The sequence below is a fragment of the Metapseudomonas cellulosilytica genome (assembly GCF_049334135.1).
Lineage (GTDB): Bacteria > Pseudomonadota > Gammaproteobacteria > Pseudomonadales > Pseudomonadaceae > Metapseudomonas.
Genome location: NZ_JBHZGN010000034.1, coordinates 1 through 14,073, shown reverse-complemented (window position 1 = coordinate 14,073; position 14,073 = coordinate 1). Strand labels below are relative to the sequence as shown.

Sequence of the window (14,073 nt, the reverse complement as noted above, 5' to 3'; positions counted from 1 at the left end):
TCCACGTTCTACGAACGTGGATGTTTACTCCTGTCCAGACAGCTGAACCGGAAGGTGTGGGGCAAATGCCCCACACCTTCCGGACTTTCAGCTCAACGCAATGGCAAGGGCCTCCTCAGCTTGCCAGGATGAAGTCCGCCAGGGTCACGCTGTTGGGATCAGCCACACCCACCAGGGTGATGCTGTCGGCGCCGATGTTGATCTCCGTGCCGGCCGCCACCGCGTGGATGTTCACGTTGGCCGCGAAGTTGGCCGCGGTGATCCCCAGGTTCTCGACGTTCAGCCGGTCCACTCCACCCACCGGGTTGGTATCGAAGTCCGCGATGGTGTCGTGGCCGAAGCCCGCACCGAACACGAAGATATCGTTACCGCCGCCACCGACCAGGTAGTCGTCGCCGCCCATGCCGAACAGGGCATCCTGGCCCGCACCACCGACGATGGTGTTGTTCAGGGCGTTGCCCATGCCCACGTCGAAGTTGCCGGCACCGCCGAAGAACAGCCCTTCGAGGTTCGCCCCCAGCTCGTACACCGACAGCGAGGTCGACACCGAGTCGGTGCCGGCGCCAGCGAGTTCGAGCACGATGTCGCCGAACTCGGTGACTTCGTAGATGTCGTTGCCCTGGCCGCCGGCCATCACGTCCGCCCCACCTTTGCCGATCAGCGTGTCGTTCCCCGCACCGCCGACGATGGCGTTCTCGAGCTCGTTGCCGATACCGGTGAAGTTGCCGCTACCGCCGAAGAACAGCCCTTCGAGGTTGGCACCCAGGGTGTAGCTGTTCAGCGAGGTCGACACCGTGTCATGACCCTCGCCGGCCAGTTCGTTCACCCCATCCCCAGCGTCGGTCACTTCGTAGATATCGTCGCCCAGGCCGCCGCTCATGGTGTCGGCGCCGCCGCCACCGATCAGCAGGTCATTGCCGCTGCCGCCAATCATCACGTTGGCCAGCGCGTTGCCGATACCGCTGAAGTCGCCCGTGCCGACGTAGGTCAGGTTCTCGAGGTTGGCGCCGAGCACGTAGCTGGCCAGCGAGGTCTGCACCGTGTCCACGCCACCACCGGGCAGCTCGATCACCAGGTCGCCCGCCTCGGCAACGGCATAGGTGTCGTTGCCCGCGCCGCCGGCCATGGTGTCGTTGCCGCCGGCACCGTTCAGCACGTCGTTGCCGCCGTTGCCCACCAGCACGTTGTCCGCGGCGTTGCCGGTACCGTTGAAGTTGCCGCTACCACCGTAGAACAGGCCCTCGAAGTTGTCGGCCAGGGTGAAGCTGCTCAGCGAGGTCGATATCGTGTCATGGCCTTCGCCCGGCAGTTCCACCACCACATCGCCGGCCTCGGTGATCTCGTAGATGTCGTCACCGACACCGCCGGTCATGGTGTCGTTGCCGCCACCGCCCAACATGATGTCGTTGCCGGCACCGCCGTTGAGGGTGTCGTCGGCAAGCCCGCCGATCAGCAGGTCGCTGCCGCCCATGCCGTTGAGCAGGTCGGAGCCGAGGCTTCCCGCCAGGGTTTCACCAAGGTCGGTGCCAGTGAGGGAGACGCCCACCACCCCGGTGGCAGCGGAAGTGGCGGTCTCGGTAGTGCCACCATCATCGGTGAAGGTCGCCACCACCCGCAGTTGCCGGCCGACCTCCCCATCGCCCGGGGTGAAACTCACCGAGTTCGCGCCGGGGATGTCGGTGAAGGTCGCCCCGCCATCGCTCGACGATTGCCAGCGGAAGCTGAAGGTCGCGGAGGTCAGGCCATCCGCATCGGCGATGGTCCCACGACTCGCTAGCAGCGCCTGGCCGCTGAAGGGCGTAGTGTCGCTGATCACCGGCGCACCGGTGGGCAGGTCATTGGCCGCCGGCGCGACTGCCAGTGTGGGAGCGGAGAACACCGTTTCCAGCACGCCGTGGCCGTCCCGGTAGATCGCCTTGACCCGCAGGACCAGGCCCAGTTGTTCCGCGGTGAGGCGGAAGGTCTTGCCGGTGGCGCGGGACACCTCGCCCGCCGCCACGAAGGTGATGTCCTCGAACACACCGCTGCCCGCGGCGGTTTCGGCCTGCCAGTAGTAGGACACCGGGCCGGTCACGCCGCCGGGGTTGTCGGCGTCGGTGACACCGTCGATGAAGGCCTCCATCAGCGACCCCACATCCGGCGTGGGATCATTGACGGTCACCAGGCCGACCGGCGCGGCATTGCGATCCGGAACCAGGAGCATGCTGCCGTCGGCGAACTGCAGCTGCTCGATGCCGGTCAGGGTGTCCGTGCCGTCTATACCGTTGGTATCCCTGACGGTGACGATGTCATCGTGCTGGTCGACCGTGCCACGGTCGTTGATGATCACGTCATAGTCGCCCATCCTGCCGCTGTACACCGCCGTGTCGATGGAGTCGTCGCCCTGCACGATCTCTCTGACGGCCACCAGCATTCCGGCGTTGTAGCGGCCCGAGACCATGGATTGCACCAGGGTGGTCATGCTGTCGGCGCTGTCGATCTCGGTGGTCGGGTCGAGGGGGTTGGTGCGTACGCTGATGCGCACGTTCAGCCACTTGTCGCCGTCGATCACGTCATTGCCGCCACGACCTTCGATGATGTCGCTGCCACTGCCGCCGAGGATGATGTTGCCACCATCGAAGAAGGTCACCGCGGGCACCGCTGCGGTCGAGAGCACCTCGTTGAGGTAGGCCTGCAGGCCGGAGATCAGCCCCATGTTGGTCAGCACGCTGCCCTTGGCCCCGGCCACCGCCAGCGAGGCGGCGTCGGAATCGTCGCCACTCAGGACGTCATTGAAGGCCGAACCCGACAGCCCTTCGACGAAGTCGAAGCGAGCCAGCACCGAAGCCCCGGAGCCGGGTTGCACCGGCTGGTCGAAGAAACGGTCGCTGATGTCGATGGTGACGCCCATGCGGTCGTTCTTGAAGGTCGCCCAGTCGTAGCCGGAGCTACCTATATAGCGGTCGCCCTGGCCGGTGCTGCCGACCATGATGTCGTCACCACCTTCGCCGTTGAACTTGTCGTTCTCGCCACTGCCGACGTAGATGTCGTTGCCGGCGATCGGGTCGTTACCGGCAGGATCGAAGTTATCGCCGGGGGCGCCGTCGGACGTACCGGCCTCGATCCAGTCGTCACCTTCGTTGCCCATGTCCTGTTCGTTGGCCTTCGAGCCCAGGATGAAGTCGTTGCCCTGGCCGCCGAAGGCTTCGCTGGCGTCTTCGCCGGTAATGATGAAGTCGTTGCCGAAGCCGCCGAGGATCAGGTTGACGCCATTGCCGCCCTGGATCACGTCGTTGCCGTTCTCACCCTTGATGTTGTCGTCACCACCCAGGTCCGTGATGATGTCGTCGTCGTTGCCACCATTGATGAAGTCGTTGCCGTAGCCACCGTCGAGCCGGTCGTTGCCGCCGTCGCCGTAGAGGGTGTCGTCGCCATCGCCGGAGCGCAGGATGTCCGCGTTGGCCGAACCACCGAGCACGACGTGGTCTTCACCGGTGTACCGCAGGTAGTTGGTGTCAGCCCCTGCCGTCGCCGGGTTGTCGCGCACCACCAGCGGCAGCAGCGGGTTGTCGCCCAGCGGGTCGGAGTTGCCGGCGATGCCGTCGGGTCCTACCACGTCGTCCAGGGTGCCCTGGATAAGATCCGGGCCCGGATCGTTCAGGCCGGTGTGCTGCTTGGTCGGATCGACCTCCAGTGTCCAGGTCGGCGTATTGAACACAATGGCCGGCAGGTGGGTCGCACTGGAGTTGGCCATGATCAGCTTGGCGAAGCTGTTGCCTTCCAGCTCGGCATTGAAGTTCATGCCGGCGGTGCGCTCCAGGTAGTAGAAGCGGTCACCGTCCTGCAGTTTCTCCAACTGGTTCTCGAACACGAAGTTGAAGGTCGAACCCAGCATGCCGCCGAAGGGCGTGACCTTCTCGGCCAGGCCGCCGATCCAGAAGTCCACCGAATCCAGGCCGGTGGTGGCCGCCGGACCATTGAGGAAGGCCACGCGGTCGGCGGGCGCACCAGCCCCGCCAAGGACGATGGCGGTTGCCGCCGCGCGCTTGTCGGCCAGGGTGGTGGCCGCGGTGATGGTGGCATGGGTGCCATAGGCCGCGATGAAGTTGATCAGCGACTCCGCATGCTTGAGGTGCATCGCGAAATCGGCCCAGCTGGTGTACGCCTTCAGGTTGCTGTCCCCCGTAGCCTCGTAGAACTGCGCACGGGCATGGTTGAGGGACGGAACCCCGGCATCACGGCCCCGGGCGATGTTCAGCGCCGGCAGGTCGAGTGGCAGGCCCACCAGGTTGTTGCGCAGCGCCTCGGTGACGAACTCGTCGATCTGGTTGCCGACCTCGCGGGTCAAACCGCGAACGATGGCGCCGGTGGCTTCTTCGGGTGTCAGGCCGCTGGCCTCGTAGGCCAGGGGGTTGAGGAAGGCCTGGATCAGGCCGATCTGCTGATTGCCCGCGGCAAGCGGATCGCCATCGACGACGTTGAAGTTGGCATCGAAGCGATCGACCGTCTCGGTCAGCATCGAGTGGCCGAAACGGTAAACCGTGTGGGCGAACTCGGCGACGATCGAGGGATCGAGGTTGACGTCATAGACCTGGGTCGGCGCGAAGAACGGGTCGACGTTGGGCTGGATGGTCCGCGCGAACTCCTCGAACACCAGGTGCTGGTACTGCATCTCGGTGCCGAACTTGGCGGTCTGGAACAGCCGCTCGCCATTCCACTGCAGAGTGTCGACCGCGGCCCCTGTGGGGAAGATCTCCACCGGGGTCAGCAACCATTCGTTAAGGAACGCGACGTCATTGCTGGCCAGCACAGTGGACTTGGTCTGCTCGACCAGGCGGTTGTGCTCGGAGTGGAAGATCGCGTGCACCGCGGTCAGGCCGATGTTCTCGTTGACCCGGCCGTCGCCGGCCATGTAGTGCGCGTCCAGCAACTCGTTGTCGTAGGTGCCGGGCGCAGGTGTGCCGCCAATGACATTGTCCGCATCCGGGGTGAGCGCCAAGCCGGTCTGGCTGTCGACCGGAACGGCGGTATGCGCGATGTCGATGAGGAACTGGTGGCCGGTGCGCACGGCATCGGTCAGATCCACAGGTGCCGACGGAGTACCCGACTCCAGCACATCGTCAGCTGTGCCCGGCAGTCCATCCGGTCCCACCTTCACCACTTGCGGGAACCCGGTGATGGGGTCGCGAACAAAGTTGCCGTAGGCATCGGTGGCCAGCAGCGGCACGTTGTCGAAATCGGCATCGGTGAGGTTGATCCCCAGGATGTCACGAGCCTGGGCCTTGACCACCGCCCAGGTGGCCATGCCACCGATCTCGCGGTCGTCGGTGGTGCCGAACACGCCATCGGCGCCCAGGTCGCGGTTGGTGATCAGCTTGCCGGTGGCCACCGGATCACCAGCGGCATTGAGCGTATAGGCGCGCAGGAACACCTGGTGCGACGGGTGCGAGCTGTAGGTCTGGTTCTGGTCGACGAAGGGCGAGGTGGTGTTCTGCGTCTCCCGCGTATCGTCCGCGGTGCCGAGAATGCCGTCTGCCCCGGGACCGGCGAACTGAGTAGCCCGGGTCAGGACCATGAAGTTGGTCGGGCTGCCGGCAACGAAGCGCGGGTCATCCGCGTTCAACGGCATGAACACGGTGCCACTGCCACCCTTGGTGACCAGGTCCAGGCCATGGTCGAAGAACTGCCCGAAGAAGGTCATCCAGGCGTTGAACGGCGCCGACAGGCCGGCATCCGGTTTTTCGTTGGCGAAGAAGAAGGTCTCGAACGTCGAGCCGTCGGTGCGGGTTCCGGTGACCACCTGCACACCGTCCTTCAGCACATCGTCAGCCGTGCCGAGGAGACCATCCAGGCCAGGATCGAACGCCGTCGCCAGCGCCGCCGGGTTGTTGGCGGTCTGATCGACGATCAGGTTGGAGATGGTGCGCGGCTGGGAGTCGAGCACATCGGTGGCCGAGTCGTAGGTTGTCCCCCCTTCGGCGGGACGGAACTCCCCGGGCAGCAGCCGCGGGAAGAGGTTGTCGGCGGCGCCGAACTGGCTCTGGTCGAAGCCGGAGAACTCCAGCAGGTTGTTGAATTCACCGGTGACCGTGCGCAGGCCGGCCGAGGCGCGCACGTTGGGCACCAGGGACAGCAGGTCGGCACCGGCGGCATGGGCCTCGGCGATGCGGATCTGGTCGAGGATGAAGTTCAGGTCCGAACGCACCAGCTGGATGCCCGGCCCGCTTTGCGCGACCCCCGGTCCCGGATCGGGGGTGAAGGTCGGCGCCGGTGCGACAAAAGCCGCCACGGGGCCGGTGGCTACCGAGAAGATCTGCTCGGTGGTGCCGTTGGCATCGGCATAGACGCCTTTCACGCGCAGCGAGAGCCCGGACAGATCCGGCGTGATGCGGAAGCGCGTGCCGTTGGCGCTCATGAAGGCGAGGTCACCCGCCGGCGCGGCGATGATGTCCTCGAACACACCGGAGCCGGCTATGCGCTCGACCTGCCAGACGAAGTTCACGTCGGTGATGGTGCCGCCAGGGTTGTCGGCATCGGTCACGCCCGCGCTCGACACGGTGAGGAAGTCGCCGACCTCCAGCGCCCCGCCATTGGTATCGCTGATGGTCAGCGCGCCCACCGGCTCGGCGTTCAGCCCCGGAACCAGGACCATGGCCCCGTCGGCGAACTGCAGGCGCTCGATGTTGGTCAGCCGGTCCGTGCCGTCACGATCAAGCACATTGTCGGTCACGGTGAAGGAACCGTCGGCATTGGCGACGACGTCGTAGTCGGCGCTGGAACCGCGGTAGTTGGCCGTGTCGAAGGCCGCGGTCCCTGTCAGCATCTCACGCACAGCCACCAGTTGGCCGGGGTTGATGGTGCCGCTGAGCACGGCGGACATCAGGGTCAGGTTGGCCGCGGTACCCGCCAGCGCGCCAGTCTTGTTCTGGATCACGCCGATCATGCTGTCGGCAGTGCCGATCTCGACGCCGGCGTCGTCGCGGATGCTGATGCGCACGTTGATCCAGCGGTCGCCATCGATCAGGTCGTCGCCGCCGCGGCCTTCGATGATGTCGCTGCCGCTGCCGCCGAGGATGATGTTGCCGCCGAGGAAGACCGGGATGGCGTCGTCCGCCGTTCCGGCTATGCCATCCGGCCCGACGCCCAGGGTCACGGCTGCGCCGACGAAGTCCCGCAGGCCGCTGATCAGGCCGAAGTTGGACAGCGCGCTGCCGGTGGCACCGCCGTGGTTGACGATGGTGGCCGGGTCCACGTCGTCGCCGCGCAGGATATCGGCGAAGTCCGAACCCGAGAGGCCTTCCACCTCGGCGAAACGGTCGAAGATCGAAGCCGGCGATTGCGCCACCGGGAAGGCGATGTGGTCGCCCACCTCACCAATGCCGAGGAAGGCCGCCAGGGCCAGGTCGACGGTCACACCGATCCGGTCGTTCTTGTAGGTGACCCAGTCATAGCCGGACATGCCGTCCATCTTGTCCTGGGCATCACTGCCGACGAAGATGTCGTCGCCGCCCTCGCCGATCATCTCGTCGAAGCCGCCACCGCCGATGAAGACGTCATTACCCACCACGTTGTCGGCCAGCAGGGGGGCGAAGTTGTCCCCCGGCGCGCCATCCTGGGTGCCCCACTCGATCCAGTCGTCACCCTCGTTGCCGGTAGGCGGCAGGCTGGTCTTGGCGCTGTAGATGAAGTCGTCGCCCTGGCCACCGAAGGTGGTGGACATGTCTTCGATGGTGACGATGAAGTCCTTGCCGTCGCCGCCGAGGATCAGGTTGCCGGCGCCGCCAGCCATCATGTTGCCGACATGGATGACGTCGTTGCCGGCGCCACCTTCCATGCGGTTGTCGCCCCCGGCATCGTTGAGGATGTCGTCGCCGGCGCCGCCCATCACGGTGTCGTTGCCGTAGCCGCCTTCCAGTTGGTCGTTGCCTTCATCGCCGTACAGCGTGTCGTCGCCGTCGCCGGAGATGATGATGTCGTTGCCGGCGGTGCCGCCGAGGACCACATGGTCCTCACCGGTGTAGTGCAGGAAGTTGGTGTCCGGGCCGGCCGTATCGGGGTTGTCGCGGATCACCAGCGGGATGAACTCCACCGTGCCGGTCGCGCTACTGATCGTGGTGCCACCAGTTGGGTCGGCGTTGCCGAGCAGGTCGTCGGGGGTACCGACGAGACCATCGGGGCCGGCAATCACCGCCTGGTTGAACTGCTTGGTCGGGTCGACCTCGAGGTTCCAGGTCGGGGTGGAGAAGATCGCGTTCGCCAGATGCACGGCGTCGGTGTTGTTCATCACCAGCTTGGCGAAAGAGTTGTTCTCCAGCTCGGTGCCGAAGTTCATCCCCGCGGTACGCGACAGGTAGTAGAAGCGGTCGCCGTTCTGCAGCGCCTCCAACTGGGTCTCGAAGACGAAGTTGAAGGTGGAGCCCAGCATGCCGCCGAAGGGCATCTTCTCTTCAGCCAGGCCGCCGATCCAGAAATCGACCGCATCCAGGCCGGTAGTGGTCACGCCATCGGCAGCGCTGGCCCAGGCATTGGTGCTGTTGAGGAAGTCCAGGCGGTCGGTGGCTACCAGGCCATCGGCGTTCTGATCGGTCCCCAGCACCAGTTCCATGGCAGCCAGGCGCTTGGCGGCCAGGGTCGTGGCGCCGGTGATGCTGGTATGAGTGCCATAGGCCGCGATGAAGTTGATCAGCGACTCCACGTGCTTCAGATGGCCGGCGAAATCCACCCAACTGGTGTATGGGGTCAGTTGCTCGTCGCCGGTCATGCGATAGAACTCGCGGCGCGCGGCGTTCAGCGAAGGTACACCGGCGTCGCGGCCCCGGGCGATGTTGATGGCCGCCAGGTCAAGCGGCAGCCCCACCAGGTTGTTGCGCAGGGCCTCGGTCACGAACTCGTCGATCTCGTTGCCGACCTGGCGCGTCAGCCCGCGAACGATGGTGCCGGCCGCGTCCTCCGGAGTCGTGCCGCTGGCGTCGAAGGCCAGCGGGTTGAGGAAGGCGGAGATCAGGCCCATCTGCTGGGCGTTGGTCGGGTGCAGCGGGTCGGCGGTGACCGGATTGAAGGCGGGATCGAAGCGATCCACGGTTTCCAGCAGCATCGAATGGCCGAAGCGATAAACCGTATGGGCGAATTCGGCGACGATCGACGGATCGATGGTGGTGTCATAGCCCGTGGGCGCGAGGAACTCGTCCACCTGCGGCTGGATGGTGCGGGCGAACTCCTCGAACACCAGGTGCTGGTACTGCATCTCGGTGCCGAACTTGGCAGCCTGGAACAGGCGCTCGCCATTCCATTGCAGGGTGCCGAGATCGGCAGGAATGCTGGCTATCGGGACCAGCAGCCACGGGTTGATGACGGCCACATCGTTGCTGGCCAGCAGTGTGCTCTTGGTCAGCTCGACCAGGCGGTTGTGCTCGGAGTGGAACACATGGTGCACGGTGGTCAGGCCGATGTTCTCGTTGACCCGGCCGTCGCCGGCGATGTAGTGCGCATCCAGCAATTCGTTGTCGTAGGTCGCCGGATTGCCGTCATCGCCGATGACGTTGTCGGCATCGGCCACCAGCCCACCGGTGGGATCGGCGCTGTGGGCGATGTCGATGAGGAACTGGTGCCCGGTGCCAACCGCGTTGGTCAGGTCGATGGGTGCCGCCGGGTTGCCTTCCACGAGGAAGTCGTCGGCGGTGCCGGCGAGGCCGTCGGGCCCCTTCATCACCACTTGCGGGAAGCCGTTGGGCCCTTTGATGAAGTTGCCGTAGGCATCGGTGGCCAGCAGCGGCACGTCGAACACATTGGCGTCGGTCAGGTCGATCCCGAGGATGTCGCGGGCCTGGGCCTTGACCACCGCCCAGGTGGCCATGCCGCCTGTCACGGTGTCGTCGCCGGTACCGAACTGGAGATCAGCGCCCAGGTCACGGTTCACGATCAGTTTGCCGGTGGCATGGGGATGGCCATCCGGACCGATTTCGTAGGCGCGCAGGAACACCTGGTGCGAGGGGTGGGACGTATAGGTCTGGTTCTGATCGACGAAGGGCGAGGTGGTGTTCTGGTTCAGGCCCGGTCCGCCGAACTGGGTGGCGCGGGTCACCACCATGAAATTGGTCGCGCTGCCCGCCACGAAGCGCGGGTCGTCCGCCTGCAGCGGAATGAACACGATGTCGTTGCCGCCCTTGGTCACCAGGTCCAGGCCGTGGTCGAAGAACTGCCCGAAGAAGGTCATCCAGGCGTTGAACGGTGCTGACAGCCCGGCATCCGGCGCCACGTTGGGGATGAACAAGGTGGTGGTGTCATCCCCCGTACCGAATATCCCGTCGAGACCGGGGCTCGCCACGGTAGTGGAACCCGGGGTCTGCGCGGCGGCGGCCACCGCGGCCGGGTTGTTGGCGGTGAAGTCGACGATCAGGTTGCTGATGATCCGCGGCTGGGCGTCGATCACCGTGCCGCTGGTCTGCGCGTAGGAGGTGCCGGCATCCGCCGTGCGGAACACCGGATCGAGCAGGCGCGGGAAAATGTTGTCCGCCGCACCGAATTCGCTCTGCCCGATCACCAGGTTGTTGAAGGAACCATCGATGGTGCGCAGTCCCCAGGGCACCTGCACGTTGGGCAGCAGGTCACGGAGATTCTGGCCGGCCGCATGGGCTTCGGCGATGAGAATCTGCTGAAGAATGAAATCCAGGTCCGACAGGTTGAAGTTTGCCATTTTTGCTGATTCCTCAATTCCGACTGCGTAAGGGCGTGCGCCATGGCAGCAAGGACAGGGCTCCACGCTTTCGACTTGACTTCGGGATTTGGGGGACTAGATGACACCTACCTTGAAGCGACGCTGGTGCTAGCGCGATTCACGCTCTTCAGCAGGAGGTTCTATCCCTGATAGCGTCGGCGGATTGGCGCCGGCGCCGGGGTCATCGGCCTGGTGGACCGTGAAATTCGGCGAGATGCCGTGGAATGGGCGGAATCGCCCCCGGCAACGCGATTTGCGAAGCAGTGCTCATGACGTTCTCCCTAGCTCTGTTTGTTTCCCGGCTAAGGCTGCAGCGCCCTCACGATGCAGCTGTCCGCACTACGAAACAATTTCTTACAGACCTGACTAAAGATTCGGCCCAAAACACTGTCAAGCACCCGTCGTAGCGGTCATTTTTTATCTATTTGTCATAATAAGTATTTGATTTTTAAGACAATTCTCAAGAAACAAACACTTACAAAGATGATAATGGGGGCACTTCGGGGCCACTTCCACCCCCTTTAGGGTCCATCACCAATGGCTGAAAAGCCCGAGATAGAGCCTTCCACGCAGGAAGCCCCCGTTAATCCGCTGTTTGCCACCGCCCGGAAGAGCCGGGTGGCGACGTGCAAAATCAACGATTTTCGTCAGTCAAAAAACCGTCTTTTGCCGAATATACCGGCCAGTGCCAGCACATCGGGAGAGGGGCAAGCCCGGCCGGGAGCCGGGCGCGAGGCAGTCAGGCCAACCGGACGGTCGGGCTGCGGGAGGGTGCTTCCAGCTCGCCGATCTTCTCCAGGCGCGCACGCACGATGTTACGGCTGATACCCAGCAGACGAGCCGTCTGCAATTGGTTGCCATGGCAGAAGCGGTAGGCACTGCGGAATACCTGTTCTTCGATCCGCTCGTAGAGATCCGGCCCGTTCTGTTCGAACAGGGCCTGCAGAGCCGTTTGCAGGTCGGTAGGCCGTGCGCTCTGGAGTGGCAGATCCTGACGCGCTGCCACCAGGCGCAGCTCCACCAGATTCAGATCGCCGGGCTGGACCTGGCGGTTGCGGCACACCAGCAGCGCGTGGTGGATGGCATTCTCCAGTTCGCGGATATTGCCCGGCCAGCTGTGGGCCAGCAGTTTGCGCTCGGCGTCCGCGCTCAGGGATGCCGGGGTGTAGCCGAGACGCCGGCAATGCTCACCGAGGAAGAACTCGGCCAGGGGCAGGATGTCACCCTTGCGGTCACGCAGTGGCGGCAGATTGATGTTGGCCACGTGCAGCCGATAGAAGAGGTCCTCGCGGAAATGCCCGGCGATCACGGCGTCCGCCAGATTCACGTTGGTCGCAGCCACCAGGCGCACGTCGATGGGAATCGGTGTGCGCGAACCCAAGCGCACCACTTCCCGCTCCTGCAACACACGCAGCAACTTGACCTGCATGTTCAGCGGCAGGTCGCCGATCTCGTCGAGGAACAGCGTGCCGCCGTTGGCCGCCTCGAACCAGCCGGCCTTGCTGCTGGTGGCGCCGGTGAAGGCGCCCTTCTCATGACCGAACAGCTCGCTCTCCACCAGCGTCTCGGCGAAGGCGCCGCAGTTCACCGCCACGAAGGGGCCGTGCGCGCGCCGGCTGAGGTTGTGGATATGTCGGGCCACCAGTTCCTTGCCGGTTCCGGTCTCGCCCATGACCAGCGCATTGGCCTCGCTGGGGGCCAGGCGCTCGATGCGGTTGAGCAGTTCCTGGGACGCAGGGTCCTTGAACACCAGCACGGTGGCCCGCACGGACTTGGTCAGTTCGCGGGCATTGGGGAGGGTAAGCAGAGACATGGTGCATTCCTGGCATCCGAAAGCGCAGGAAGATCATGCCGGAAACCTATATAGATAAAAAAATTATTAATTGATATTTACTTATTCCATTAAGCACAACGCAGGCAATCCACGCGGTCGACAGAAGCCTTGCCACAGCAACACCCCCATCAGCACAACTGATGCCAATCGACCAGCGATAACCCTGCGAAAAGTGCCGAACTGCACTGATCCGGCACACCTTGCGCCTTGCTACGCCCCCCTGCTCCGTCCCGCTGCATACTCAGGGCGCAATCCGGGATCCGATAGTCGGGTCGGGACGAGCGGCTCGCGCAAATCCAGGTCACCCGATTCACGTCTGCCGGCCGGCAAGCGCGCCACAAAGGCTGGAGATCTGCTCACGCTCCAGATGCCGCTTCGCCGCGATGACCGCCTCCGTGCGGTTACGGGCGTGCAACTTGTACATGACATTGGTCATGTAGTACTTGATGGTCTTCTCGCTCAGCTCGAGCTTGATGGCCACTTCGCGATTGGTCAGCCCCTTCGACACCTCCCGAATCACCTGTTCTTCGCGATGGCTCAGTTCGACCCGTTGCTTGTCACCCGCCTGCTTCCTGAAATTGCCCAGCAGCTTGCTGGCCAGCTTGGGGGTGATGAAGGACTCACCCTCGGCAACGTTTCTGATGGCGTTGACCAGCTCGCGCCCACTGATGCCTTTCAATGCATAGCCCTGGGCGCCCGCCTCGAACGCCGCATAGGCATCCTCGACGGACTCGGACACCGTCAGCATCAGGATCTTCACCGCCGGTGAAGCCTCGGTGATGGCCCGCGCCGCCGCAAAACTGCTACCAGGCATGTTCACATCCATCAACAGCACATTCGGCGCGAATCGCGCCGCGATTGCCACGGCGTCATCGGCCGACTCACCCTGCTCGACCACCTGGAAGTCGGCAATCTTGCTCAACGCCATCGCGACCCCATCCCTCAACAGCGGATGGTCGTCAACGATGCCAATCCGGATCATCGAACTCATAACAGGCTCCGCGTGAAGTTTCGCCATTCATCCCCGTCCAGACACTTGTCTTGGACCCCACAACCAGACGTGGCGGAGGGACTCATTGCCCGTCCTCCGCTGAACCGGAAGGTGTCGGGCAAATGCCCCACACCTTCCGGACCTTCTTCAACTCAACGCAATGGCAAGGGCCTCCTCAGCTCGCCAGGATGAAGTCACCCAGGTTGACGCTGTTGGGGTCGGCCACCCCTATCAGGGTGATGCTGTCGGCGCCGGCGAAGTTGACCTGGGTACCGCCCGCCACGGCGACGATGCTCGCGTTGGCCGCGAAGTTGGCCGCGGTGATGCCCAGGTTCTCGATGTTCAACCGGTCCTGGCCGACGGTGAAGTCGGCGATGGTGTCGTGACCGAAGCCCGCACCGAACACGAAGATGTCGTTGCCGCCGCCACCGATCAGCAAGTCATTGCCGCCCATGCCGAACAACGCATCACTGCCCGCACCACCGGCGATGGTGTTGTCCAGGGCGTTGCCCATGCCCACGTCGAAGTTGCCGGCACCGCCGAAGAACAGCCCTT

General features: G+C 64.3%; 4 protein-coding genes. All 4 read right to left on the bottom strand.

Going from position 1 to position 14,073, the window contains the following annotated elements; genetic code table 11:
- Nucleotides 1-115: 115 nt before the first annotated feature.
- The gene (locus tag ACFW0H_RS27725; protein ID WP_422917063.1) at nt 116-10,672 is read right to left on the bottom strand and encodes a peroxidase family protein; all 10,557 of its coding nucleotides are present in this window, start codon (nt 10,670-10,672) and stop codon (nt 116-118) included.
- Between the two features lie 760 nt (nt 10,673-11,432).
- Complete coding sequence (locus tag ACFW0H_RS27720) at nt 11,433-12,506, bottom strand: sigma-54 interaction domain-containing protein (RefSeq protein ID WP_422917062.1); 1,074 nt, start codon at nt 12,504-12,506, stop codon at nt 11,433-11,435.
- 331 nt (nt 12,507-12,837) lie between these two features.
- Nucleotides 12,838-13,518 (bottom strand): response regulator, encoded by a 681-nt coding sequence (locus ACFW0H_RS27715; protein WP_422917061.1) that lies wholly within the window; start codon nt 13,516-13,518, stop codon nt 12,838-12,840.
- A 175-nt stretch (nt 13,519-13,693) separates the two neighbouring features.
- Nucleotides 13,694-14,073: M10 family metallopeptidase C-terminal domain-containing protein (locus ACFW0H_RS27710; RefSeq protein ID WP_422917060.1), on the bottom strand; the 380-nt coding region annotated here is incomplete at its 5' end.

Excerpts from the sequence above, each read along its gene's own strand:
- ACFW0H_RS27715 (WP_422917061.1), bottom strand. The coding sequence starts at position 13,518 with ATGAGTTCGATGATCCGGATTGGCATCGTTGACGACCATCCGCTGTTG.
- ACFW0H_RS27725 (WP_422917063.1), bottom strand. The coding sequence starts at position 10,672 with ATGGCAAACTTCAACCTGTCGGACCTGGATTTCATTCTTCAGCAGATT.
- ACFW0H_RS27720 (WP_422917062.1), bottom strand. The coding sequence starts at position 12,506 with ATGTCTCTGCTTACCCTCCCCAATGCCCGCGAACTGACCAAGTCCGTG.